The organism is Jiella avicenniae (assembly GCF_021390325.1).
GTDB classification, from domain to species: Bacteria; Pseudomonadota; Alphaproteobacteria; order Rhizobiales; family Rhizobiaceae; genus Jiella; species Jiella avicenniae.
In genome coordinates, this window is record NZ_JAJUWU010000001.1 from 120,889 (window position 1) to 143,412 (window position 22,524).

Annotated in this window: 23 protein-coding genes and 1 pseudogene; 12 read left to right on the top strand and 12 right to left on the bottom strand. The window is 66.5% G+C overall.

Features of this window, described 5'->3' with window-relative positions; genetic code table 11:
• Positions 1–3 precede the first annotated feature (3 nt).
• A complete protein-coding gene (locus LZD57_RS00615; protein ID WP_233717178.1) occupies positions 4–402 on the bottom strand; it encodes a YraN family protein in 399 nt (132 codons plus the stop codon).
• Complete coding sequence (gene rsmI, locus LZD57_RS00620) at positions 399–1,289, bottom strand: 16S rRNA (cytidine(1402)-2'-O)-methyltransferase (protein WP_233717179.1); 891 nt, start codon at positions 1,287–1,289, stop codon at positions 399–401. Before rsmI ends, LZD57_RS00615 begins: the two co-directional genes overlap by 4 nt.
• Positions 1,290–1,607: 318 nt before the next feature.
• Between rsmI and LZD57_RS00625 the strand changes: the two genes are divergently transcribed.
• Together LZD57_RS00625 and LZD57_RS00630 are read left to right on the top strand one after the other, a co-directional pair.
• Positions 1,608–3,119 (top strand): UxaA family hydrolase, encoded by a 1,512-nt coding sequence (locus tag LZD57_RS00625; RefSeq protein WP_233717180.1) that lies wholly within the window; start codon positions 1,608–1,610, stop codon positions 3,117–3,119.
• Positions 3,120–3,306: 187 nt separating this feature from the next.
• Positions 3,307–5,007, top strand: a complete 1,701-nt coding sequence (locus LZD57_RS00630) for a mechanosensitive ion channel family protein (RefSeq protein ID WP_233717181.1) — start codon at positions 3,307–3,309, stop codon at positions 5,005–5,007.
• Positions 5,008–5,014: 7 nt separating this feature from the next.
• Here LZD57_RS00630 and LZD57_RS00635 read toward each other — a convergent pair.
• A pseudogene (locus tag LZD57_RS00635) lies at positions 5,015–5,689 on the bottom strand (YitT family protein).
• Between the two features lie 234 nt (positions 5,690–5,923).
• Here LZD57_RS00635 and LZD57_RS00640 point away from each other — a divergent pair.
• The 3 genes from LZD57_RS00640 (at position 5,924) to LZD57_RS00650 (ending at position 8,161) form a co-directional block, all read left to right on the top strand.
• Positions 5,924–6,937 (top strand): ligase-associated DNA damage response exonuclease, encoded by a 1,014-nt coding sequence (locus tag LZD57_RS00640; protein ID WP_233717182.1) that lies wholly within the window; start codon positions 5,924–5,926, stop codon positions 6,935–6,937.
• 157 nt (positions 6,938–7,094) lie between these two features.
• The gene (locus tag LZD57_RS00645; RefSeq protein ID WP_233717183.1) at positions 7,095–7,883 is read left to right on the top strand and encodes an SDR family NAD(P)-dependent oxidoreductase; all 789 of its coding nucleotides are present in this window, start codon (positions 7,095–7,097) and stop codon (positions 7,881–7,883) included.
• Positions 7,884–7,960: 77 nt separating this feature from the next.
• The gene (locus LZD57_RS00650; RefSeq protein ID WP_233717184.1) at positions 7,961–8,161 is read left to right on the top strand and encodes a CsbD family protein; all 201 of its coding nucleotides are present in this window, start codon (positions 7,961–7,963) and stop codon (positions 8,159–8,161) included.
• A gap of 67 nt (positions 8,162–8,228) precedes the next feature.
• Here the strand turns inward: LZD57_RS00650 and LZD57_RS00655 are convergent, their stop codons facing one another.
• Positions 8,229–9,194 carry a tetratricopeptide repeat protein gene (locus LZD57_RS00655; RefSeq protein ID WP_233717185.1) on the bottom strand — a complete coding sequence of 322 codons (966 nt, stop codon included), beginning with the start codon at positions 9,192–9,194 and terminating at the stop codon, positions 8,229–8,231.
• Positions 9,195–9,364: 170 nt separating this feature from the next.
• Here LZD57_RS00655 and LZD57_RS00660 point away from each other — a divergent pair, with 170 nt between their 5' ends.
• The 3 genes from LZD57_RS00660 (at position 9,365) to LZD57_RS00670 (ending at position 11,992) form a co-directional block, all read left to right on the top strand.
• On the top strand, positions 9,365–10,321 hold the full coding sequence (locus LZD57_RS00660; RefSeq protein ID WP_233717186.1) for a D-2-hydroxyacid dehydrogenase: 957 nt from the start codon (positions 9,365–9,367) through the stop codon (positions 10,319–10,321).
• Between the two features lie 227 nt (positions 10,322–10,548).
• Positions 10,549–11,055 carry a hypothetical protein gene (locus tag LZD57_RS00665; protein ID WP_233717187.1) on the top strand — a complete coding sequence of 169 codons (507 nt, stop codon included), beginning with the start codon at positions 10,549–10,551 and terminating at the stop codon, positions 11,053–11,055.
• The gene (locus LZD57_RS00670) at positions 11,048–11,992 is read left to right on the top strand and encodes an AbiJ-NTD4 domain-containing protein (protein ID WP_233717188.1); all 945 of its coding nucleotides are present in this window, start codon (positions 11,048–11,050) and stop codon (positions 11,990–11,992) included. Before LZD57_RS00665 ends, LZD57_RS00670 begins: the two co-directional genes overlap by 8 nt.
• Positions 11,993–12,064: 72 nt before the next feature.
• Here LZD57_RS00670 and LZD57_RS00675 read toward each other — a convergent pair whose 3' ends face one another.
• The 5 genes from LZD57_RS00675 to LZD57_RS00695 form a co-directional block, all read right to left on the bottom strand.
• Positions 12,065–13,360, bottom strand: a complete 1,296-nt coding sequence (locus tag LZD57_RS00675; RefSeq protein WP_233717437.1) for an ATP-binding protein — start codon at positions 13,358–13,360, stop codon at positions 12,065–12,067.
• A 255-nt stretch (positions 13,361–13,615) separates the two neighbouring features.
• On the bottom strand, positions 13,616–14,035 hold the full coding sequence (locus LZD57_RS00680; RefSeq protein WP_233717189.1) for a HEPN domain-containing protein: 420 nt from the start codon (positions 14,033–14,035) through the stop codon (positions 13,616–13,618).
• Entirely contained in the window at positions 14,032–14,424 is a 393-nt protein-coding gene (locus tag LZD57_RS00685) for a nucleotidyltransferase family protein (protein ID WP_233717190.1), read from the bottom strand. The genes LZD57_RS00680 and LZD57_RS00685 overlap by 4 nt, the downstream gene beginning before the upstream one ends.
• Before the next feature lie 124 nt (positions 14,425–14,548).
• Positions 14,549–15,274 carry a response regulator gene (locus tag LZD57_RS00690; RefSeq protein WP_233717191.1) on the bottom strand — a complete coding sequence of 242 codons (726 nt, stop codon included), beginning with the start codon at positions 15,272–15,274 and terminating at the stop codon, positions 14,549–14,551.
• Complete coding sequence (locus tag LZD57_RS00695) at positions 15,271–15,837, bottom strand: MarR family winged helix-turn-helix transcriptional regulator (RefSeq protein WP_420844707.1); 567 nt, start codon at positions 15,835–15,837, stop codon at positions 15,271–15,273. The genes LZD57_RS00690 and LZD57_RS00695 overlap by 4 nt, the downstream gene beginning before the upstream one ends.
• Positions 15,838–16,030: 193 nt before the next feature.
• Here LZD57_RS00695 and LZD57_RS00700 point away from each other — a divergent pair, with 193 nt between their 5' ends.
• Together LZD57_RS00700 and LZD57_RS00705 are read left to right on the top strand one after the other, a co-directional pair.
• Positions 16,031–16,921: a branched-chain amino acid aminotransferase gene (locus tag LZD57_RS00700; protein ID WP_233717192.1), complete on the top strand. Its 891-nt coding sequence runs from the start codon at positions 16,031–16,033 to the stop codon at positions 16,919–16,921.
• 65 nt (positions 16,922–16,986) lie between these two features.
• Positions 16,987–17,742, top strand: a complete 756-nt coding sequence (locus tag LZD57_RS00705; protein WP_233717193.1) for a GNAT family N-acetyltransferase — start codon at positions 16,987–16,989, stop codon at positions 17,740–17,742.
• 15 nt (positions 17,743–17,757) lie between these two features.
• Here LZD57_RS00705 and LZD57_RS00710 read toward each other — a convergent pair whose 3' ends face one another.
• Complete coding sequence (locus tag LZD57_RS00710) at positions 17,758–18,684, bottom strand: DMT family transporter (RefSeq protein ID WP_233717194.1); 927 nt, start codon at positions 18,682–18,684, stop codon at positions 17,758–17,760.
• Between the two features lie 327 nt (positions 18,685–19,011).
• Between LZD57_RS00710 and LZD57_RS00715 the strand changes: the two genes are divergently transcribed.
• Complete coding sequence (locus tag LZD57_RS00715) at positions 19,012–19,683, top strand: spermidine synthase (protein ID WP_233717195.1); 672 nt, start codon at positions 19,012–19,014, stop codon at positions 19,681–19,683.
• Positions 19,684–19,797: 114 nt separating this feature from the next.
• Positions 19,798–20,439 carry an MBL fold metallo-hydrolase gene (locus LZD57_RS00720; RefSeq protein WP_233717196.1) on the top strand — a complete coding sequence of 214 codons (642 nt, stop codon included), beginning with the start codon at positions 19,798–19,800 and terminating at the stop codon, positions 20,437–20,439.
• A 24-nt stretch (positions 20,440–20,463) separates the two neighbouring features.
• On the opposite strand, the gene LZD57_RS00725 is transcribed toward LZD57_RS00720, so the two are convergent.
• A complete protein-coding gene (locus LZD57_RS00725; RefSeq protein ID WP_233717197.1) occupies positions 20,464–21,240 on the bottom strand; it encodes a hypothetical protein in 777 nt (258 codons plus the stop codon).
• Positions 21,241–21,398: 158 nt separating this feature from the next.
• On the bottom strand, positions 21,399–22,523 hold the full coding sequence (locus LZD57_RS00730) for a DUF1513 domain-containing protein (RefSeq protein ID WP_233717198.1): 1,125 nt from the start codon (positions 22,521–22,523) through the stop codon (positions 21,399–21,401).
• Between the last annotated feature and the right edge of the window lies 1 nt (position 22,524).

The following is a 22,524-nucleotide window of genomic DNA, read 5'->3' on the forward strand; positions in this document are numbered from 1 at the left end:
AGCCTACGACCGCCCCCGCCACGCGTCCTTCACATGCACCGGCCAGCGGCGCGGCAGGATGGCGACGATGTCGAAGCGGATCGAAAGCCTTGCGTAGTCCTTCTGCTTGGCAAGCCAGAGATCGGCCGCGCCCTCGATCCGCCGCTGGGCGTAAGGGCCGACGGCGTCCATCGCGGCGAGGAGCGTCGGGCGCGCCTTCACCTCGACGATGGCGACGAGGTCGCCGCGCCTTGCGATGACGTCGATCTCGCCGAGCCTGGTGCGGTACTGCCGGGCGAGGATCCGGTAGCCCTTCAGCCGCAGCGCCCAGGCCGCCAGCCACTCGCCGCGATGGCCGCGGCCGAGATGGCGGCGTCTCGCCTTCGCCGCCCCCGCGTCGGCCTTGTGCGGCGGGCGGCTCATTTCGCCTTCAGCTCCAGGGCGCGCTGGTAGAGGTCGCGGCGGGGAAGTCCGGTGAGCCGTGCCGCTTCCTGCGCCGCTTTGGCCGGCTTCATCTCGCCGAGGAGGCCGGCGAGGATCTGGTCGGCATCGGCCTCGCCCGCCACGCTCCCGGCCGGCGGCGGCGCGATGCAGACGACGATCTCGCCGCGCACCTCTCCCATCGCGGCGAATTGCGCCGCCAGTTCCGGCAAGGTGCCGCGATAGACCGTCTCGTGCAGTTTCGTCAGTTCGCGGCAGACGGCGGCCTCCCGCTCCGGAAACGTCTCCCCCATGGCGGCGAGGCTGGCCGCGATCCGGTGCGGCGCCTCGAAGAGGATCAGCGTGCCGGGGATCCGCACGAGTTCTTCGAGCCGCTCGGCCCGCGCCTTTTCCTTCTGCGGCAGGAAGCCGGCGAAGAAGAAGGCGTCCGACGGAAGGCCGGAGGCGACGAGCGCCGTCGTCACCGCCGAGGCGCCGGGGATCGGCACGACCTTGACGCCGGCCTCATGCGCGCTCCGCACCAGCCGGTAGCCGGGATCGGAGACCAGCGGCGTGCCGGCGTCGGAACACAGCGCGACGGATCCACCGGAAAGAACGGTCTCGATCAGCGCCGGACCGGCGTCCTGCGCATTGTGCTCGTGATAGGGCGTCATCCGCCGCTCGATGGCAAAGCGCTGCAACAGCTTGCCGGTCACCCGCGTGTCCTCGCAGGCGAGGCGGTCCGCCCCGGCGATGATCTCCAGCGCCCGGAGGGTGATGTCGGACAGATTGCCGATCGGCGTCGCGACGAGATAGAGCGCCGGCTCCGGCCGGGAGGCCGTGCGGGTCTGGCCGAGAAGGGTGAAGGTCGGGGCGGCGGATTGGTCCATACGTCGGGCATATACGACGGCCGGAAGATCGTGAACACCGGGGCGGCATGCGGCCGGCGTCGCGCTTTGCCCCCGTTCCTCGGACCGGCGCCTTCGGCATCCTCGGCAACGCGCCCTGTTGCGGATGGTCGAAACACGGCCGACCGGCAAGAGATTTCGAGGCGGTGACCGCCACGATCGGGGGCGGCGACATTCCGACGGACGCCGTCGCTTCGCAGAGCGTGGCCCGCGCCGGTCTTTCGCTTTGTTTTCTGGAGCTTGTCGAAAATGGGGACCCGTGGTCAAAGTGCTCGTCACCCCATGAACGGCGAGACGAGCATGACCGTAACGACCCTGAAGCTCAACGAGCGCGACGACGTCGCCGTCGCCATCAAAGATATCCCCGAAGGCTTTTCCTTCGACGGCGGGATGGCGACGCGCGAAAGGATCCCGGCCGGACACAAAGTCGCCCTCCGCCGGATCGGGGTCGGCGAACCGGTCTTCAAATACGGCCAGATCATCGGCGCTGCGACTGCGGAGATCGCGCCCGGCGCCCATGTCCACGTTCACAATCTCGGCATGGGGACGCACAAGCAGGACTACGCCTTCGGCATGGCGGCTAAGGCTTTGCCGCCCGCTCCGGGCGAGCCGACGTTCCAGGGTTTCCACCGGCCCTCCGGCCGGGTCGGGACGCGCAACTATCTCGGCATCCTCACCACGGTGAACTGTTCCGGCTCGGTCGCCCGCTTCGTCGCTGAAGAGGCCGCGCGCCGCTGCCTTCTCGATGAGTTCCCCAATGTCGACGGGGTCGTGCCGATCGTTCATGGTTCGGGCTGCGGCATGTCCGGCAAGGGGGAGGGCTACGAGGCCCTGTTCCGCACCCTGGCGGGCTACGGCCACAATCCGAATTTCGGCGCCATCCTGATGCTCGGGCTCGGCTGCGAGGTGATGCAGGTCGCCGATCTCGTCGGCCGGGACGCGCTGAAGGACGGGGCGCGTTTCCGCTACATGACCATCCAGGGAAGCGGCGGGACGAAGGCGACGATCGACGGCGCGCTCGGCGCGCTGCGCGAACTCGCGGCGGAGGCCGATCGGTCGGTGCGGGCCGAAGCGCCCGCCTCGAAGCTCGTCATGGGCATGCAGTGCGGCGGGTCCGACGGCTATTCCGGCATCACCGCCAACCCCGCGCTGGGCGTCGCGTCCGACCTCTTGGTCCGCCACGGCGGGATCTCGATCCTTTCCGAGACGTCGGAAATCTACGGCGCCGAACACCTTCTCACCCGTCGCGCCGTCGACGAGGCGACGGGCCGCAAGCTGATCGACCTGATCGAGTGGTGGGAGGACTATACCGCCCGCAATCACGGCGAGATGGACAACAACCCGTCCCCCGGCAACAAGCGCGGCGGGCTGACCACCATCCTGGAAAAGAGCCTCGGGGCCGTCGCCAAGGCCGGCCATGCGCCGCTTGCCGGCGTCTACAAATATGGCGAGCCGATCGATCGTCCCGGCTTCGCCTTCATGGACAGCCCCGGCTACGACCCGTGCTCGGTCACCGGCCAGATCGCTTCGGGCGCAAACCTCATCACCTTTACGACCGGGCGGGGCAGCGTCTCGGGCTACATGCCGGTTCCCTGCATCAAGATCGCCTCCAATCCCGACCTCTGGAAGCGGATGGAGCCGGACATGGACGTCGATTGCGGCGCCATCCTCGGCGGCGCGACAATGGAAGAAAAGGGCGAGGAGATCTTCCGGATGATGCTGCGCGTCGCCTCCGGCGAAAAGACCAAGAGCGAGGCGCAGGGCTTCGGAACGGTCGAATTCGTGCCCTGGCAGATCGGCGCGGTGATGTGAGCGCCGGCGCGCCGTCCCGTTGATGCGGGCGCCCGAACGAAACGCATCAGCCCCAAAATCTCGGGTTCGAGCGTAGACGGACTGCGGATCGAGATCTTCCGCAACCGCATTTCGTGCTGTTCCTTGCCTGTCCGAGTTCTATGTGCCGCATCGTGGCTCGATCGGATAGAAGAGGCAGCGCGATCACGTGAGAATTTGGCCGGCAATACTTTTCCATCTGGCAATCCTTCTGTGGATCGGGGGTCCGGCTCTCGGGCAGGATTCGGCCTCGGGCCGCTATTTCGAGGTCGATGCCATTCATTCCGGGCTCGAACCGGCCGACGGCCATGTCGACCTCGAAACGCCGCAGTCGATGATGGAGACCTTCGTCTTCGCGGCCCGCGGCGAGGACTGGAAGACGGCGGCCCAAGCGCTCGATCTCTCCAACGTCTCTCCGGACGTCCAGCCCAGGATGGGGCCGGTTCTCGCCAAGCGGCTCTACGAGGTCATGGAACGGGCGATGTGGCTCGACTGGGGCAGTCTGCCGGACCGGCCGGACGCCATGCAGGCGAACGCCTCGAGCAAGAACCCGATGGCCGGCGAACCGCGCCGCGACATCCGCCTGACGATCCTGGAGCTCGACCGGCGTCCCGTCTCGATCCGCATCGCGAGGGTCAAGCCGCAGGATGAGGACCCCGTCTGGGTATTTTCCAGCCAGACCGTCGACAACATCATGGCGATGCACGCGATCTACGGGCCGACCTCGTTCGAGCGGGCCTTGCCGGAGTTCCTGCAGAAGCGCGCCTTCTGGACGCTCGCGGTCTGGGAGGTGATCGCCCTGCCGCTGATCCTGATCGGCGCGATCTTCGCCGCCTGGTTCGCCTATCGCGGTCTCGGCCAGGTGCAGGAGCATCAGCCGACGCGTATCGGCGCCCGGATCATCGACATGATCAAGGTTCCGTTCGCCCTGATGGTCTGCGTCGGCACCTTCTCGCTGGTCAAGACCATGCTCTTCACCTTCTCCGGTGCGGTGAACATGTTCCTCGGGCCGCTCCAGTCGGCGCTGTTCGTCATTGCGCTGGCGCTGGTCGCGGTCCGGGTCGTCGATGCGATCCTCGACAGGGTGGTGCGCCAGAACCTCGACCATCTGACGGATTCCGGCGCAGCGACCGAGCGCGATCTCTACACCAACATCTCGGCGGCGCGGCGGGTCACCATCGTCATCGCCTTCCTCCTCGGAACGGCACTGGTGCTCATCCAGATCAACGCCTTCCAGACCCTCGGCTTCTCGTTGCTCGCCTCGGCCGGCGTCATCGGCCTGATCTTCGCCTTCGCCGCCCGCTCGATCCTCGCCAACATCATGGCCAGCCTGCAGATCGCGCTGGCCAAGACCGCCCGGATCGGCGACGCCGTCCTGTTCGACGAAAAGTGGTGCTATGTCGAGAAGATCAACTTCACCTACGTCCAGCTCAGGGTCTGGGACAACCGGCGGCTGATCGTGCCGGTCAGCGAATTCGTCTCGACGCCGTTCGAGAACTGGACCAAGCAGGACGCCAAGCTGACCAAGACGGTCGAACTGAAGCTCGATCACCGGGCGGACGTGGACAAGCTGCGATCGGCCTTCGAGGAATTCGTCGATCGGGCGGAAGACGTCGTCGACAAGGATCAGGCGAAGGTCCAGGTGATCGGCCAGGACGACATGGGAATGGTCGTCCGGTTCATGGCCGCGGCGGAAGATCCCTCCGCCGGCTGGACCATGCAGTGCCGGCTGCGCGAGGAGATGCTGAAGGCGGTCGTCCGGCTGGAGGCGGAGTATTCGCAGACGCCGGCCGAGCGCGCCTCCTATCTGCCGCGCGAGCGCGAGGTGATCGTCGGCGAGTTCGGCGCCCGCAAGGCGGCCGCCGAATAGCGGGGCGTCACGTCGCGATGTAGCGGTCCGGCCGGTGGTTGATGGCGAGGAAGCCGTTGAGCACCAGCGCGCCGATCAGCGAGAAGATCACCGCCGACAGGTCGACCACGAACAGCGCGATGACGAGGATCGTCAGGTCGAAGGCGAGCTGCACGAGGCCGGCCCTGAAACCGAATCGATCCTGCAGATAGATCGCCAGGATCCCCGCCCCGCCGAGGCTCGCCCGATGACGGAAGAGGGCGAGGAGGGCAAAGCCGATCAGAAGCCCGCCGATCACGGCGCCGGCGAGCGGATCGATATAGGCGATCGAGAACACCATCGGAAGCCATCAGGAGACGAGGGACAGAAGCGCGATCGCGATGAAGGTCTTGATCGTGAAGGCGCGTCCCATCCGGCCGATGGCCAGCGCATAGAACGGGATGTTGATCAGGAAGAAGGCGAGGCCGACATTGATGCCGAAGACGTAGGAGACGATCAGCGCCAGACCCGCGACGCCGCCGGTCAGAAACTCCAGATGGGCGAGGATCGAAAGGCCGAGCGCGGCGAGGAGAACGCCGGTGAGAATCGCCTGGGCGTCCTCGGCCGGCGTGTGATGGGTCGCCGTCGCCGACCAGTCGCCGAAGCGCGAGCGCCGCCGTTCGGGCGTTTCGACGCTGTCGCGGGCTTCGGCGGATCGACTCATGGGCGAGGTCTCGGGCGATGTTGCACTGCAAGGCGAGACGCTAGCGCGCCGGCGTGGCGAGGGGAAGTGCACAGGCTCGTCGACGGGTCGCAATCCGGCCTGTGGGATGGCGCGAGGCGCACGAGAGCGGGATGAAACGAGCTCCGCTCATCCCCCGCTCCACCTTTCTGTTTGCGCATGATCTTTTCCGAAAACCGGTTCCCACTTTTCGGGATCATGCTCTAGCTTTGCCGCATGATCAGACCCGAAGACCTCCTGCGGCCGATGCCGGAGGGCCTCTATTGCCCGCCCGGCGACTTCTACATCGATCCCGTTCGCCCGGTCGACCGGGCACTCGTCACCCACGGCCATGCCGACCACGCACGGCCCGGCAACGCCAGGGTGATGGCGACGCGCCAGACCCTCGACATCATGGCGCTGCGCTACGGCGACGCGTTCTGTGCCGAACGGCAGGTGGCAAAGCTCGGCGAAACGACGCGGATCGGCGACGTCACGGTGTCGTTCCACCCCGCCGGCCACGTCCTCGGCTCCGCCCAGATCGCCGTCGAGTGGAAGGGCCTGCGGATCGTCGCCTCCGGCGACTACAAGCGCCGTGCCGACCCGACCTGCCGATCCTTCGAGCCGGTCCCCTGCGACGTCTTCATCACCGAGGCGACCTTCGCCCTGCCGGTGTTCCGCCATCCGGACACGGCCGGGGAGATCGGCAAGCTCCTCGATTCGCTCCGGCATTTTCCCGAGCGGGCGCATCTCGTCGGTGCCTATGCGCTCGGCAAGGCGCAGCGGGTGATCAAGCACCTGCGCGATCGAGGCTACGACGAGCCGATCTACATCCACGGCGCCCTGAAGAAGCTCTGCGACTATTATCAGAGCCAGGGCGTCGATCTCGGCGTCCTGAAGCCGGCGACGGTCGAAGGCGGCAGGAAGGGCGACTTCGCCGGCGCGGTGATCGTCGGGCCGCCCTCGGCCTTTGCCGACAAATGGGCGCGGCGCTTTCCCGATCCGGTGGCGAGCTTTGCCTCCGGCTGGATGCGGGTGCGCCAGAGGGCGCGTCAGCGCGGCGTCGAACTGCCGCTGATCGTCTCCGATCATTGCGACTGGGACGAGCTGACGGAGACGCTGGACGAACTGGCGCCGCAGGAAGTCTGGGTGACGCATGGCCGGGAGGAGGCATTGCTTCGCTGGTGCGAGCTTCGCCAGAGGCGGGCGAAGCCGCTGCATCTCGTCGGCTACGAGGACGAGGCGGAATAGCGAGACGCCCGGCGGCGTGGGCTGCCCATGAGCGATTGCGGGCGACCTGAGGTCTCCGATCACGGCCATCGCCCGGCCGAAGGAGTTCACCACTTCGCCGAATCGGATAGGGTCCCGTCCAAGGACTTCGGAAAAAGACGAGGGGAGGAAAGGACGCATGGATCTCGGATTGAAGGGCAAGGTCGCCGTCGTCACCGGCGGCTCGGTCGGCATCGGGCTGGCGGTGGCCGAAGGCCTGGCCGCGGAGGGGACCGACGTCGTTCTCGCCGCGCGCGGCAAGGAGCGCGCCGAAGCCGAGGCCGCGCGGATCGCCGCCGCTCACGGCGTCCGCGCCCTCGGCGTCGTGGCGGATGTGGCGACGGTCGCGGGCACCGACGCGGTGATCGCGGCGGCACGCGGCTTCGGCGGCGCCGACATCCTGATCAACAATGCCGGTACCGGCTCGAACGAGACGATCATGGAGGCGCCGGACGAAAAGTGGCAGGCCTATTGGGATCTCCACGTCATGGCGGCGGTGCGGCTTTCGCGCGGTCTGATGCCGCAGATGCGGGAAAAGGGCGGCGGTGTGATCCTCAACAACGCCTCGATCTGCGCGGTCCAGCCCTTGTTCTACGAGCCGATCTACAACGTCACCAAGGCGGCCCTGATGATGTTTTCGAAGAACCTCGCCACCGAGGTGATCGGCGACGGCATCCGGGTCAACTGCGTCAATCCCGGCCTCGTGCTGACGCCCGACTGGATGAAGACCGCCCGGCAGCTGACCGCCGAGACGGGCGGCGACTGGGAAGGCCATCTGAAGGGCGTCGCCGAGGAATATGCCGACATCAAGCGCTTCGCCTCGCCCGAGGAGATGGCGCATTTCTTCGTCTTTCTGTGCTCGGACAAGGCGAGCTACTCCGTCGGCTCCACCTATTTCGTCGACGGCGGCATGCTGAAGACGGTCTGACCGTCGAAAGGCCGGCCGACGGAACACTCCTGCGGCCGGGGCGTTCGTCCCCCGAACGTCAAATGGAGGCAATCGCCATGAATTGGGACCAGATCCAGGGCCAGTGGAAGCAGTACAAGGGCTCCGCCAAGCAACAGTGGGGCAAGCTGACCGACGACGACATGGACAAGATCGACGGCAACAAGGACATCCTCGCCGGCCGGTTGCAGGAGCAGTACGGCATCGAGAAGGAAGAGGCCGAACGCCAGATCGACGACTGGATCAAGGGCCGCAACTAGGCGCGGTCGATCTAATCTCGTCCAGATCCGGCGAATTCGAAGGCCCCGCGATCGCAGCGGGGCCTTTTCATTGGGCGTTCCTCTCGCCGGGGAGAGCCGATCCCTGCTGCTGCAGCAGCGCGAGATTGCGCTTTGCGGCAATGCTGCCGCGCTCGGCGCCGAGGCTGAAATATCGCAGCGCCGCGGCGGGATCGGGGCGCACGCCTTCGCCCTTGAAGCGCATGACGCCGAGATCGTTCGCGGCCTCGGGATTGCCGGCTTCGAAGGCCTTTTCGAACCAGCCTGCCGCAAGTGCGAGGTCCCGCGGGGCACCTTCGCCGCCGTAATGAGCCGATCCGAGCGCCTGCATGGCCACGGCGTCCCCCTGGCCAGCGGCCTTGCGGAACCAGGCGACCGCCTGAGTGCGGTCCTTCGCCACGCCGTCCCCGTCCCACAACAACTGGCCCAGATTGCGCGCGGCGAGCGCCAGGCCGCCCTCGGCGGCCCGGCGATAGAGACCGGCGGCGCGGGCGCCATCGCGGGCCACGCCCTCGCCAGTGGCGAACCGAACCGCAAGGTCGTTCAGCGCCAGCGTGTTGCCCTTGCCGGCCGCCTCCGCCAAACCTTCCGCTTCGTCGATCCGCGCAACGGTTCTTCCGTCGGCGGCGACGGAGAGGCCCCAGCCGGTGGCATCGACGACGACGTGGCGCAGATCCTCCAGCCTCGTTTCCACGCCATCGAAGCGGACGGCGTCCGGCAGGACGACGATCCGATGATCGCCGACGGTGACGAGGACACCCTGCCCGGCCTTGCGCAGGCAGTTTTTCTCGGCGCCGAGAAGCCGGACGCTCACGTCGCCGATCGTGACCTCGACGCCGACGCCGGCGGAGGATGCGCGCGCTGCGAGGGACCCCGCCGCGAGCCCCATGAGCACGGCAAGGCCGAAGATCGCCCCGCGTCGGCCGAGCCGAAGCCCGTCGCCGAAGGCCCACGGCGCGGCAATCGCCAGCGGTGTTTCCGCGGTATCGCGAACTCGCTCTCGTGCCAGCCCCATCTCATCCCACCTTTCAGGGTCGAGCCTTGCAGAAAGTCGTGAACGGGCCGCTAAGCCGGCATTTCGGCGGCGTTTGCGCGGCGGGAAGTTCGATCGAGCCCGATGGACAGCCTCGGAAGGTTCCGGCACTAGGGAAGCCGAGGGCACCCAGAGACCGGAGGATGCGCCACATGACCAAGATCGTCTTTCTCGACCGCGAGACCATCGGCCCCGACATCGTGCTGACCAAGCCGTCGGCCGGGCACGAATGGGTGGAATACCCGTCCACTCGTCCCGAAGAGGTCGCCGAGCGGCTGGCCGGCGCGACGATCGCCGTGACCAACAAGGTGCCGATCCGGCGCGAGAGCCTGGAAAAGCTGCCCGATCTGAAATTCGTCACCGTGGCGGCAACGGGTTACGACGTCATCGACGTCGACGCCTGCCGCGAGCGGAACGTCGCGGTCTCGAACGTCCGCGGCTATGCGGAAAACACCGTGCCCGACCATGCGATGGCGCTGATCCTCGCTCTGTCGCGCTCGCTCTCCGGCTACAGGCAGGACGTGATCGACGGCGCCTGGCAGAAGGCGGGCCAGTTCTGTTTCTTCAACCACCCGATCTTCGATCTTGCGGGCCGCAAGCTCGGCATCATCGGCGAAGGCGTCATCGGCAAGGGCGTCGCGAAGCGGGCCGAGGCCTTCGGCATGACGGTGATGTTCGCGGCCCACAAGGGCGTCGAGGGTCTCGGCCCGCTCTACACGCCCTTCGACGAGGTGATCGAGACCGCCGACGTCATCACTCTCCACGCCCCGCTGACGCCGAAGACGCGCGGGGTGATCGCCATGCCGGAGTTCAGGCGGATGAAGAAGAAGCCGCTGATCGTCAACACCTCCCGCGGCGGTCTCGTCGACGAGGCGGATCTCGTCCAGGCCCTGGAGGAGGGGCTGATCGCCGGCTTCGGCTTCGACGTCCTGACCAGGGAGCCGCCGGCGCCGGAAAACCCGCTTCTCAAGGTTCTGAACCGCCCGAACGTCATCGTCACGCCGCATGTCGCCTGGGCGAGCAACGAAGCGCAGAGCGAGGTCTGGCGCCAGGTGGTCGAGAGCATCGACCGCTTCGTCGCGGGGGACCCGGTGCGTCGCGTGGTGTGACGGGATCTCTCCCGCGCCGCCCGAACCAAATCGAATGGCGCTTAGACGGAGCGCCTGGGTGACACGAGGCGCATCGTCGCGGGTCGGCGATCCCGCGAGAAAGGCACCTGCCAAAAGTTAGTGTAGGCATCAACCAGAGAGTGGTTTACCCCTCACACCGTAAAATCTCTTTGACACCTCCTGAGCTACTCGCTACTACTCAACAAAGTAAACGGAGGAGTGTGAACGTGTCAGACTACCGTGCCATTGAGATCGATTTCGATGTCCACAAGGCTATCGAGGCCGAGCGAAGGAGTTTTTCCGAGCGCCCCAACGACGCGCTGCGGAGGCTTCTCGGCCTTCCAAAAAGGGATGTGGACGCTACCGAACAGAATGCGGCGAACAATGGTATGCAAGGGCGCGCATGGCTCGGGGATGGGGTCACCCTTCCACACGGAACAAAGGTGCGCATGACCTACAACAAGACCGATCACACGGGAGAAATCGTGGATGGTATGTGGGTTGTGGGAGGTCGAGCGTTCGACAGCCCCTCCGGAGCTGCCAGCGGCGTCGGACGCACCAAGAAGGGAACGCCCACCCGCCTTGATGGATGGGGCTATTGGAACGCCCAACTCCCTGGTGAGACAGGCTGGACGCCCATCAAAAACATGAGGCCCGAAGCTATTAGGCCCGCCGCTCTAGGTCACGACGAGTTCCTGCGCGAAATCGGAGTGGCGGAGCCAACCGATGCCTGATCTGCCAGAAGCGAAGATTCGCCCGTTCTCCCTCCGCCACGGCCAGGCGATTGAGGACCGGGCCTTCCACACAGATATTCCTGACCGCTTGCGCAACAGACTCTGGCTGACGGCACAGGAATGGAACGAGGTGATCCACTACAACACGAAGGACAATCCGGCATGGTGGAGCAGTACCTCCGTTCTCGACGAAACAGCGCGTGAATACGAACGGCTTCTTGGCCTTACGAGATACAGCCGAGACAGCAGCCGAGGAAATCGACTGCACGCTATATTCGTCGGCGGCAGCGGCCCTGAGGTGCTGGACATACTCGAGATCATGTACGCGCTGATGCCGGATGGAGAGCCCGCGTTCCAGCGTGCCATCAACGACGCATTCGTCGACTTCTCATGCCCGTGGCGACTCGCCGACGGCATGTTTTTCAGAATGGACTCGGCGTTTCTCGAAGAGGAGGTTCTGGCCCGCGCCACAGACTTGCTCGGCTCTCCCGAACTGGCGGGTGCGCACGCAGAGTTCATGCGGGCACGCGACGATTTGACGGACGGTGCCTCCCGCGATGCGATCGTCTATGCAGCGCACAGCGTCGAGAGCACGCTCAAGGCCGTGACCGGGAAGTCCGGCACGATCGACAAGCTCCAGCAAGAATTCATCTCGTATGGCATGGACGACCTGCCTACCCCGAAAGCGCGTGCTGCCGCCAAGGCTTTGATGTCGGTCGCCATCCTTCGAAACGAACTCGGAGGCCATGGCCAGGGCGCCGCCGTCATGGAAGTTCCACAGCCCTATGCAGAACTAGCGGTGCATCTCGCGGCCGCCATCAACTTCTTCGTCGTCACCCAACACCTGAAGCGGAAACCTCCAGAGTCAGAAAAGGCGGAACCAACCGAGCACGGATACACCTCCGCGCGAGAGCTGGACGACGAAATCCCATTCTAGTCTAGCGAATGATCCCGAAATGTTGCAACACGTCGAAGCGAGATGGCGGAATTAACCTAGTCGGATTTCGCTCTAAGCCGGGACGCGGATCAGCGCCCTCAGCCCGCCGAGGGCGCTCTCCGACAGGAGGATGTCGCCGCCATGGGCCCTGGCGATGTCGCGGGCGATGGCGAGGCCGAGGCCGGTGCCGCCGGCGTCGAGATTGCGCGCCGTGTCGAGGCGCACGAAGGGCTTGAACACCGCCTCGCGCTGCTCGGGATCGATGCCCGGCCCGTCGTCCTCGATGGCGATCGAGAGCCAGCGAGAATCGTGGCTAACGGTGGTCCGCACCGCTTCGCCGTGGCGGATGGCGTTGGCGACGAGGTTGGAGATCATCCGGGTGAAGGCATCCGGTCTGACGGTGACGCGGGAATCGCCCTTGATCTCGTAGGTGAGGGACTTGCCCTTCAGCTCCGCCTCGGCCTGATAGCGGTCGAAAAGCGGCTCGAGGTCGATCTCGCTGACGTCCTCGCCGGCCTCGCCCTTGGCGAAGGCGAGATAGCCTTCGAGCATGCGCTGCATCTCGTCGATGTCGGAATTCAGCGCGTCCTGATCCTCTCCCTCGCCGAAAAGGGCGAGCTGCAGGCGAAAGCGGGTGAGGACGGTGCGCAGATCGTGGCTGACGCCGTTCAGCATGCGCGTGCGCTGTTCGATCTGGCGCTCGATGCGGTCGCGCATCTGGATGAAGGCGACGGAGGCCTGACGCACTTCCGATGCGCCGCGCGGCCTAAAGTCCGGCGGCATCGGCTTGCCCCGGCCGAAGTCGTCGGCCGCCGCCGCGAGCGCCTGGATCGGCCGGATCTGATTGCGCAGGAACAGGACGGCGATCAGCAGAAGCACCAGCGAGGTGCCGACCATCCAGATGAGGAAGATGTGGGTGTTGGACGCATAGGCGGAGTTGCGCGGGGCGAAGACGCGCAGGATCCCCTCGTCGAGGCGGATGCGGATCTCGACGATCTTGGAATTGCCGACCGTGTCGATCCAGAACGGCCGGCCGATCTGCTTGGTCAGTTCGTCGGAGAGGATCCCGTCGAGGATGTTGAAGAACGGCTTCGGCGCCGGCGGCGGAAGCTCGCCCTGCGGCAGCAGCGAGACGTTGAGGTCGAGCCGCCGCTGGGCGACGTCGAGGATCTCGTCGAAATCGCCGGGGTCCTGGTCACGCTCGATCAGGTCGACGACCGCGCCGATGTCCTGCACCACCGCCTGGGACAGGCGCTCGGTGACCATGGCCCAGTGCCGTTCCATGAAGACCACGGTGACGACGCACTGGAGCAGCACCATCGGCGCGATGATGATGATCAGCGAGCGGGCATAGAGCCCCTTCGGCATGAAGCGCCGGATGATCCGCGGGATCGGCCGGAGCGGCCCCTGCCAGAGATCGATCCGGCGGGGCCGGCGGCTGACCAGCCGCTCGAACAGGCGGGCGATCCGCTCCGACGGCAGCCGCCGGCGCATTTCGCGCAGGCTGGGCGTGCCGGAGCGCGTGCGTCGTGGACGAAAGAGGCGGTCGATCAGGGTCATGCGGTCAGGGACGCCAAGCGGTGAGGGGCGAGGAACGGGTAGCTTCGGAAGCCCATATGGCAGCTAGGGTGATGTGTTCATGCCGATCAAGGCGACGAGTTGGTCGCGAAACTTTTCAGTCCTGACCCGAGCAGACTCGAGTTCGGCCTTGTTCGGAAGTGGAGCAACCGTCGCCGGATCATCGTCAGGATAGCGGAAGGCCGTTCCCCATGGAGAAAATGGCACCAGATCACGAGCGAATGAAAGCAGCGGGAAACTCGCGGGCAGGCGATTGGCGCAGGCCTGCAGGTCATGGCCGCCGGAACCGCGCGGATAGGCGACCCCGACATGAACCAACGCCGCTTTGAGCAGTTTTTCCGCCGCCTGCTGGATATGGTACGCGGCGACCTCCTCGTTGACGTCGGGATCGGGAAGAAGCGATCTGCGAACCCCGTCCAGGTCGGCATCGGCCTTCTCGATCCAGTCCTTCGCGCTCGCCGTCACGCCCGCTCCATGATGCCGGGAAAACATTCCAAATGGCCGATGATCGGCCGTCCGTCCCGCAGGACATCATGGCTCAGGCTGTTGATGTCCGCCGATCGCTCGATGAAGATTGATCGCCTTATTGGGAAGACCTGTATGGGAAGTCCGAAGCCCGAAGCCTCCGACCAGAGGTTCACGGGATTGAACAGACCGGGTCCGACGGTATCGGGAAGGATCACACACAGGTCCCAGTCGCTGTCCGGGCCATTGTCCCCGCGAGCCCGGCTGCCGAACAATATGACCGCCTCGGCATGGGTATGAGCCGCGAGGTGTTCGGCAGCACGTCTCAACTGCCGTGTTTCGTATAAACTCCAGCCGCGGTCGCTGGAGTCATGATCGGTCTTCGTCATGATCCGCAATCTCTATCGACGCCGATCTCGCAACATATTCCGGATCGGCGATCTGTCCAAATGATGCGATCAGATCTCACCGAAGATTTCGATTTGAAACCCAAGATGCCGCCGACGCGGCGCCTCAATCGACGTTCAGCCGGTAGCCGATGCCGCGCACTGTCTGCAGCCACATCGGGTTGGTCGGATCCTGCTCGATCTTGCGCCGCAGCCGGTTGATCTGGACGTCGACGGTACGCTCGCCGACCTCGCTCTCCTCGCCGAGAAGCTCCAGCCGCGGGATGGTCTCCCCGGCTTTCGCGGCGAACTGCGCCATGATTTCCTGCTCGCGCTCGGTCAGGCGGATGATCTCGGCGCCGCGCTTCAGTTCGCGCTTGGAGAGAGAGAAGGCGAAGGGGCCGAAGCGCACGTGCTCGAGCTTCGTCACCGGCTGGGGGCCGCCGCGCTTCAGGATGTTGTTGATCCGCAGGAGCAGTTCGCGCGGATCGAAGGGTTTCGGGAGATAGTCGTCGGCGCCGGCTTCCAGCCCCTCGATCCGGTGCTCGGTCTCCGAGCGCGCGGTCAGCATCAGGATCGGCGCGTCGCGGGTCTTGCGGATCGCGCGGACGAGATCGATGCCGTTCTCGCCCGGCATCATCACGTCGACGACGACGAGGTCGAAATCGAGGCCGGAAAGGATCCGCCGGGCCTCGGCCGCGTCCGCCGCGACCGAGACGCGGAAGCGTTTTTCCGCGAGGAAGCGGGAGAGCAGGGAGCGGATGCGCCGGTCGTCGTCGACGATGAGAATGTGCGGGGCGTCGTCGCCGATGCCGCTCGGGGCGATTTCTGCGGCGCTCTCGGGCTCGGTCATTCCGGATCTTTCCAAGTGATGTCCTTGCGCTCGAACCAGTCGCGGGCGGAAGCCCGGTCGGTCGCCATGGCCTTCAGGAAGGCGGCGATCGGCCGCATGTCCTCGTCCGTGGTCTTGGCGAGGGACGCGTCGATGCGGCGGACCTGCGCTTCGGAGAGTTCGACGGCGAGGGCCCGTCCCTTCTGCGTCGGATAGAGCCGGCGCTGGCGCCGGTCCTCGTCGCCGGGAAGCTGGCAGATGAAACCCTCGTCGATCAGCTGGCGCAAGACCCGCGACAGCGATTGCTTGGTGATCTGCAGGATTTCCAGGAGTTCGGCGATGGTCAGGCCGGGATCGCGGTTGACGAAATGCAGGACCCGGTGGTGCGCCCGGCCGAAGCCGTAGCGCTCGAGGATCGAGTCCGCATCGGCGGTGAATTCGCGATAGGCGAAGAAGAAAAGCTCGATGACGCGAAAGTCGAGCAAGCCCTGCGTCGGCAGCGGATCACGCACGATGGCGCGCTCGCCTTCCCGCGTCGCATCGCTTCGAACGGCCGGAGTGTCCATAAGATAGGTCAGCACCATTGACGTAATTTTCGTTTATTGTTACATCGGCATTCTGGATGTGGAAACCGCGCGATACCGCTTCGCGGCACCGAGCAGATATCATCAATCGCCGTCCATTCGCATTGCGCCCGCGTCAATTCTGCCCGCAGTGCGATCCCACGTCCAACGGCAATCTAGGGAGAGCGCCCGGCTAGTGGCGCTGATAAACACCATGAGCGCGGTTCCATTCGATCAACGCGATGGCGAAATCTGGTTCAACGGCGAGTTCGTCGCCTGGAAGGACGCCAAGATCCACGTCCTGACCCACGGCCTGCATTATGCGAGCGCGGTCTTCGAAGGCGAGCGTGCCTATGGCGGCGAAGTCTTCAAACTGCGCGCGCATACCGAGCGGCTGATCGAATCGGGGCGGATCCTCGGCTTCAAGGTGCCCTATACGGCCGACGAGATCGACGCGGCGACGACCGAGCTGTTGGCCCGCCAGGGCTTTTCCGACGCCTATGTGCGACCGATCGCCTGGCGCGGCTCGGAGATGATGGGCGTCGCCGCCCAGAACAACCGGATCAACGTCGCCATCGCCATCTGGCAGTGGCCGAGCTATTTCGACCCCGAGCAGAAGATGAAGGGCATCCGGCTCGATCTCGCCGAATATCGCCGGCCGGACCCGATGACCGCGCCGTCGAAGTCGAAGGCGGCGGGTCTCTACATGATCTGCACCATCTCCAAGCACGCGGCCGAGGCGAAGGGCTACGCCGACGCGCTGATGCTCGACTGGCGCGGCCAGGTGGCCGAGGCCACCGGCGCCAACGTCTTCTTCGTCAAGGACGGCGTTCTGCACACGCCGAAGCCCGACTGCTTCCTCGACGGGATCACGCGGCGCACCGTCGTCGACCTCGCCAAACGCCGCGGCATCGAGGTGGTCGAGCGGGCGATCATGCCGGAAGAGCTCTCGGGCTTTTCCGAATGCTTCCTCACCGGCACTGCCGCCGAGGTCACGCCCGTCTCCGAGATCGCCGACTGGCGGTTCACGCCGGGCGCTATCTCCAAACGGCTGGTCGACGACTACGCCGCCGAGGTGATGCCGAAGCAGGCTGCGGCCGAGTAGCCGACGGACTGCGGAAAGGAGCGCCTCGGCGCTTCTTCCCCGCGCGGTGTGACGGAGGGCCGGCCATGGCGACGGCGGAGCTTTGCTGGCGCGTGGAAGAGGCCTGTCGCAACGCCCGGCCCTCGCCGGTCGAGATCGAGATCGACGGGTGGCTGCTGCGCGCGGCGGGAGGGCCCGTTCGCCGGATCAATTGCGTGTCGCCTCCTCGGCGCCGTGCCGCCGACCCCGTCGCGATCCTGCCGGAGGTCGAGGCGATCTACGCAAAGCTGGGGCGGCCGGCGATCTTTCGGGTGCCCTCGCTCGTCAGGGGGATAGACGCGCCGCTGGAAGAGCGTGGCTACGGCCTTCAGGCGCCCACGCGCGTCCTCTACACCGACCTCGCTCGGCGACCGCGCACATCCAACCCGGCCGTCGAACTCGTCGATGCGGTGGGAGAGGATTGGATCGCCGCCTTTACGACGATCGGAGCGGCATCCGCCGAGGCCGTCGCGACGTTTCGGCAGTCGGTCGGTTGCATCGTCCTGCCGAAGCGCTTTGCGGGCTTGCGCATCGGCGACTCGCTCGCCGCGATCGCCTATGGCGTCATCCATCGCGGGCTGATGGTCGTCGAGGCGGTGGCGACGCATCCTGCCCATCGGCAACGTGGACATGCCGGTGCCGTGCTCGATGCATTGATGAGCTGGGCAGTGGAGAGCGGCGCCCGAGGCGCCTGCCTCGCGGTGGTTTCGGACAACGAACCGGCGCTGGCGCTCTACCGCTCGCTCGGCTTCCGGCGGGAACTCTATCGCTACCACTACCGGCGCAACGACATCGCGACCTGACGCCGCCTGCGCGGCTCAGTGCAGCGTGCGCGGCACGGTCTTCGGCGGCACGCCGTCGTCCACCACTTTCTGGCGATGGAACAGGAAAAGGCCGGCGACGACGATGATCACGGCGCCGGCGAGCACCTGCGGGGTCGGCAGGTTGCCGAAGAACACGAAGCCGAACACCGCCGCCCAGAGCAATAGCGTGTATTGCAGCGGCGCCAGCGTCGAGGCGGGTGCGAGCTTCAGCGCGCGGGTGATCAGCATGTGGGCGGAACAGGAAACGACGCCGAGGAGCAGGAGAGCGCCGAGGTCGAGGGCGGACGGCGTTACCCATGTCGTCGTCGCCGTCATGACCGCCCCCGCAACGAGGGCGGCGAGCGTCTGCCAGCCGACCAGGGTCGCGTCGCTGGTTTTGCGAAGCGTCCGGGCGAGAATCAGCGTCATTGCGAAGCTGATGCTGCCGAAGAAGGCGAAGAGCGAGGCGAGCGACAACGAGGCCGAAGAGGGCTGCAGCGCGACGACGACGCCGGCAAAGCCGACGAGGATCGCCAGCCAGCGCCGCCAGCCGACCTTTTCGCCGAGAAAGACGTGGGAGATCGCGGCGACGTAGATCGGCCCGGCCATGTAGAACGTCATCACGTCGGCGAGCGGCATGGTCGCGACGGCGGCATAGAACAGCCCGGTATCGGCCGTGGCGCACGCGGCGCGGGCCGCCTGCAGCCCCGGCCGCTCGGCCTTGAAGAGGGCGGCCTTGCCCTGGCGCAGGAGCAGCGGCGCGAGAATCACGAAGGCGCCGATCGACCGGACGAACAGGATCTGCCCGACCGAAAAGCTCGCGACCAGCCATTTGCCCATGGCGTCGTTGAGCGCGAACATGAAGTCGCCGACGAGCATCAGGACGACGCCGAGAGCGACGGTGCCGGCGAGCGGAGCGGCAGGGAGGGGACGGGCGGTCATGGTTCGGCTCGAATTCCTGCGCGACACTCGCCGGCGACCGTCGTCGCCGCGGCGATCCGGGCGGCGGATCGGCTGAAGGCTCTGGCTGGCAGGCTGTATGATCGGATGGCACGCCCGGTGCGAAGCTCTATGGCGCTTCGGGTCGGGCGGCAACAGGATTCGCGGAAGGTTTGCCGCCGGCCCCGCCGCATCTCATGCCGCGAGCATGGCAGGGACGAAGAAACGCCCCGGGCTCCCTTGGCAGGGCGACCCATTCGATGACAAGACGGCGGCCTCCAGCGCGGCCGACCGGCCGCCGTTCCGTTCTCCTGTAAACGAAGCTTGCCGATGATCCCCTGGGAACACCTCGCCACATCGCAGATCCCCGGCGCGCGAGGCGACATGAAGCTGATGCGGCGCGGCACCGAATATTCGATCATGCTGGGGCGGATCGAACTGATGAACAGCCGGCTGTCGGGCTCGGAAGAGGCGCTGGCGCGGTTGTCCGTCGAGAAGATCGCCGGGCACCCGTCTCCGACGATCCTCGTCGGCGGCCTCGGCATGGGTTTCACCCTGCGCGCGCTCCTCGCCGTCGCGCCGACCGATGCCCGCATCGTCGTCGCCGAGCTCGTCCCCGCCGTCGTCGACTGGGCGCGGGGGCAGATGGCGCACATCTTCGCCGGCTGCCTCGACGATCCGCGCGTCGAGATCGTCCTCCAAGACGTGGCGGCGGTCATCGCCGGGGCGAGATCGCGCTTCGATGCCATCCTGCTCGACGTCGACAACGGACCGGAGGGGCTGACCAGCGATGCCAACGACGCGCTCTACACGGCGAAGGGGCTCGGCGAGGCCCGCAGGGCGCTGACGCCGGGCGGCGTCCTGGCGGTCTGGTCGCAGGGCCCGGACGAGCGGTTCGCGGCGCGGCTCGGCCGCGGCGGCTTCACCGTCGAGGAGGTGCGCGTCAAGGCCCATCGCGGCAAGCGCGGCGCCCGGCACGTGATCTGGTTCGCCTCGAAATAGCGTCTCGTATCACGCAATCCCGGATGGCCGTCTTGTGCCACCCCGCTTTCGCTGCCACGTCTCGTCCTGACGAACGCCATAGCGACGTTTTCATCCATCAGCAGAGAGTGCCCCGTGACCCAGCTCAGCGCCCGAATCGTTCCGGTTACCCCGTTCCAGCAGAATTGCTGCATCCTGTTCGATGCCGACGACAAGGTCGGAGTCGTCATCGATCCGGGCGGCGACGCCGACCAGATCGTCGCGGCGGTGAAGGACGTCGGAATCACGCTGGAGGAGATCTGGCTCACCCATGGCCATCTCGATCATGCGGGCGGGGCGATGGACCTGAAGGCGTTGACCGGCGTTCCCATCGTCGGCCCGCACGAGGACGACGAGTTGCTGCTTTCCTCGATCGAGGAGCAGTCGAAGATGTTCGGGGTCGGCGCCGGCATGAAGAACTGCACGCCCGACCGCTGGCTGGAGGAGGGCGAGACGCTCTCCTTCGGCAGCCATTCCTTCGAGGTCTTCCACACGCCCGGCCATGCGCCGGGGCATGTCATCTTCTTCCATCGTGCGGCGAGATTCGCCCATCTCGGCGACGTCCTGTTCGCCGGATCGATCGGCCGCACAGACTTGCCGGGCGGCGATCACGAGACGCTTCTGAGATCGATCCGCGACAAGGTGCTGCCGCTCGGCGACGACGTCGGTTTCCTCTGCGGCCACGGGCCGGGCAGCCGCATCGGCGACGAGCGGCGGACCAACCCGTTTCTGCGCTGACGTCCGTCGCGAGGCCGAGGCTCCTTACTTCAATGACGCAGTATCGTCGCCGCGGCGGTAGTCCTTGGCGATGCGGATGATCTTGGCGCCGCCGGTCCAGATCGTATCGATCCCGGAAGGCGGCATCCGCCGCCGATCGAGGCGCGCGGCCTCGACGTCGATGATCTTGGGCGCGCTCGACGAGGCCCGGATGCCGCCGACGGCGCCGACCGAGCCGCCCGACAAACGCCGAAACGCGCCGCGATTGCCCCGCTCGTAGCCGACGTCCGAGGTCAGGAAGCTGACCGAGCCGCGGTCGCTGATGTTCGTCGGCTGGACGACGACATGGCGCCAGTGGCCCGCGGCCGGGCCGCGCAACGGCCGCAGGCCACCGCGATAGACGATCGGCGCCGCGTCGACGCGGAAGGTCGAGGCACTGATGCTGCCGCCGTCCTCGAGGAACTCTTCCCGCTCGCTGGTGGAATAGATATCCGGCGCGGTGTTGAGGTTGTCCTCGTTGAATTCCTGCAGCGTGTCCGGGGCTGAGGCGCTGCCGGTCAGGCGATCGATCCCGTTGATCCGACCGGCGTCGCCATTCGCCCTGAAGACGTGGCCGCGGTCGCCTTCGTGACGCCCGCCGGCCCGGTTCTCGGCCGGCAGTCGCACGGCGCCGCCGTCGCGGCGGTATCGCTCCTGGCCGGTATCGTTCCGCATGTGATGCCGGGGGGCATCTTCCGCCTCGGCGGGCCCGGCGTGGAGCGGCATGCAGACCGTGGCGACGGCAAGGATCGTCGTCGCGGCGAAGAGGCTTTGGCGAGCCATGGGTCTCTCCTCGAAAGTAACGAATTCTTAACTCTTTCGGGGATGAGCAGGTTTCGTGCCATGAAATTCTGCCTCGAAACGGCACGAATCGACCTTGGCCGTGCCGAAACGGCACAGACTCGCAAGGTCGCCGGTATCGATGTGGGACGGATCGGGCGTCAGAGCGCCAGGATGTGGTTGTCCCATTCGAGGTCGGACGCCGCCGTCGCGTCGTCCTCTTCCAGCCGCATGACCGCCCCCTTGCCGGAGGTGGCGAGGAAGCCGGTGCCGTCGGGCGCGAGGCCGCAGCCGTCGGCGAGGCCGATGCGTTCGAGGACGTTTCCGGTCTTCGCCTCGAGGATCATCACCGTGCCGCCGACCGGCGAGGAGACGGCGATGCGCTCGCCCTCCCGGCTCGCCGCGACCGAGCCGACATAGTTCGACAGGGAGGCGAGATCGGTCGGGGCGAGTTCCGTCAGCGACAACGGGCTGCCGGCCTCGGCGAAGCCGACGAGCGGCGGTGCGTCGGAGGCCGCGCCCTGATACTGGCCGCCGAACCACACCCGGTTCCCGGCGTCGATGGCGATGTGATGCAGCGACAGCTTGTGGAGGTCCTGCGGCAGAAGCTGCTTGTCGATCAGGTCGCCGGTCCGCCGATCGATGAAGACGATCGAAGGCTCCATGGTCGGCAGGTTGAGCATCTGCCGGCCGTAGTCCGGATGGGTTTCGATGCCGCCATTGGCGATGACGATGGTCTCGCCGTCGGGCATCAGCAGCGCCTCGTGGGTGTCCATGCCGTGGGCGTCGAACTCGCCGATACGGGCAAAGTCGGCCTGAACGTCGTAGACGGCGACGAGGCCCTTGGCCGCATCGTAGTCGTGCTCGGTGGCGTACATCAGCCGCCCGTCCGGCGAGAAGAAGCCGTGGCCGAAATAATGCCGCCCCTCGGGCGACGTCAGCGTCTTGATGGTCTGGCCGGAGGTCGGGTCGAAGACGATCGCGAAGGTGCGCGGACGCCGGGCGAAGACCACCGCACGGCCGGAAACCGCGTCGAAGGCGACGTCGTGGCCGCGGTCGGGCAGGGCGACGGTCGAGACGATCTCGCCGCGATCGGTGAAGACGGCGCAGCCGAAGCTGCCGTCGGGGCGAAGGCACGAGGCGCCGAACAGGGCGTCCGCCCGCTCGAAGGCCGCGGCACCGCGCGGCGACAGTCCGGCGGCGAAGGCCGCGCCGGCGCCGATCAGGAAGCTGCGGCGGTCGAGGAGGGCGCCGCGCGCGACGGTCGTTCCGGGAAAGAGGCGCATC

Coding starts and splice junctions, on each gene's coding strand:
- LZD57_RS00640 (WP_233717182.1), top strand. CDS start 5,924: ATGATCAGACCCGAAGACCTCCTGCGGCCGATGCCGGAGGGCCTCTAT.
- LZD57_RS00695 (WP_420844707.1), bottom strand. CDS start 15,837: ATGGTGCTGACCTATCTTATGGACACTCCGGCCGTTCGAAGCGATGCG.
- LZD57_RS00685 (WP_233717190.1), bottom strand. CDS start 14,424: ATGACGAAGACCGATCATGACTCCAGCGACCGCGGCTGGAGTTTATAC.
- LZD57_RS00670 (WP_233717188.1), top strand. CDS start 11,048: ATGCCTGATCTGCCAGAAGCGAAGATTCGCCCGTTCTCCCTCCGCCAC.
- LZD57_RS00715 (WP_233717195.1), top strand. CDS start 19,012: ATGATCCCCTGGGAACACCTCGCCACATCGCAGATCCCCGGCGCGCGA.
- LZD57_RS00625 (WP_233717180.1), top strand. CDS start 1,608: ATGACCGTAACGACCCTGAAGCTCAACGAGCGCGACGACGTCGCCGTC.
- LZD57_RS00705 (WP_233717193.1), top strand. CDS start 16,987: ATGGCGACGGCGGAGCTTTGCTGGCGCGTGGAAGAGGCCTGTCGCAAC.
- LZD57_RS00645 (WP_233717183.1), top strand. CDS start 7,095: ATGGATCTCGGATTGAAGGGCAAGGTCGCCGTCGTCACCGGCGGCTCG.
- LZD57_RS00660 (WP_233717186.1), top strand. CDS start 9,365: ATGACCAAGATCGTCTTTCTCGACCGCGAGACCATCGGCCCCGACATC.
- LZD57_RS00655 (WP_233717185.1), bottom strand. CDS start 9,194: ATGGGGCTGGCACGAGAGCGAGTTCGCGATACCGCGGAAACACCGCTG.
- LZD57_RS00615 (WP_233717178.1), bottom strand. CDS start 402: ATGAGCCGCCCGCCGCACAAGGCCGACGCGGGGGCGGCGAAGGCGAGA.
- LZD57_RS00730 (WP_233717198.1), bottom strand. CDS start 22,523: ATGCGCCTCTTTCCCGGAACGACCGTCGCGCGCGGCGCCCTCCTCGAC.
- LZD57_RS00675 (WP_233717437.1), bottom strand. CDS start 13,360: ATGCCGAAGGGGCTCTATGCCCGCTCGCTGATCATCATCATCGCGCCG.
- LZD57_RS00650 (WP_233717184.1), top strand. CDS start 7,961: ATGAATTGGGACCAGATCCAGGGCCAGTGGAAGCAGTACAAGGGCTCC.
- LZD57_RS00725 (WP_233717197.1), bottom strand. CDS start 21,240: ATGGCTCGCCAAAGCCTCTTCGCCGCGACGACGATCCTTGCCGTCGCC.
- rsmI (WP_233717179.1), bottom strand. CDS start 1,289: ATGGACCAATCCGCCGCCCCGACCTTCACCCTTCTCGGCCAGACCCGC.
- LZD57_RS00690 (WP_233717191.1), bottom strand. CDS start 15,274: ATGACCGAGCCCGAGAGCGCCGCAGAAATCGCCCCGAGCGGCATCGGC.
- LZD57_RS00710 (WP_233717194.1), bottom strand. CDS start 18,684: ATGACCGCCCGTCCCCTCCCTGCCGCTCCGCTCGCCGGCACCGTCGCT.
- LZD57_RS00700 (WP_233717192.1), top strand. CDS start 16,031: ATGAGCGCGGTTCCATTCGATCAACGCGATGGCGAAATCTGGTTCAAC.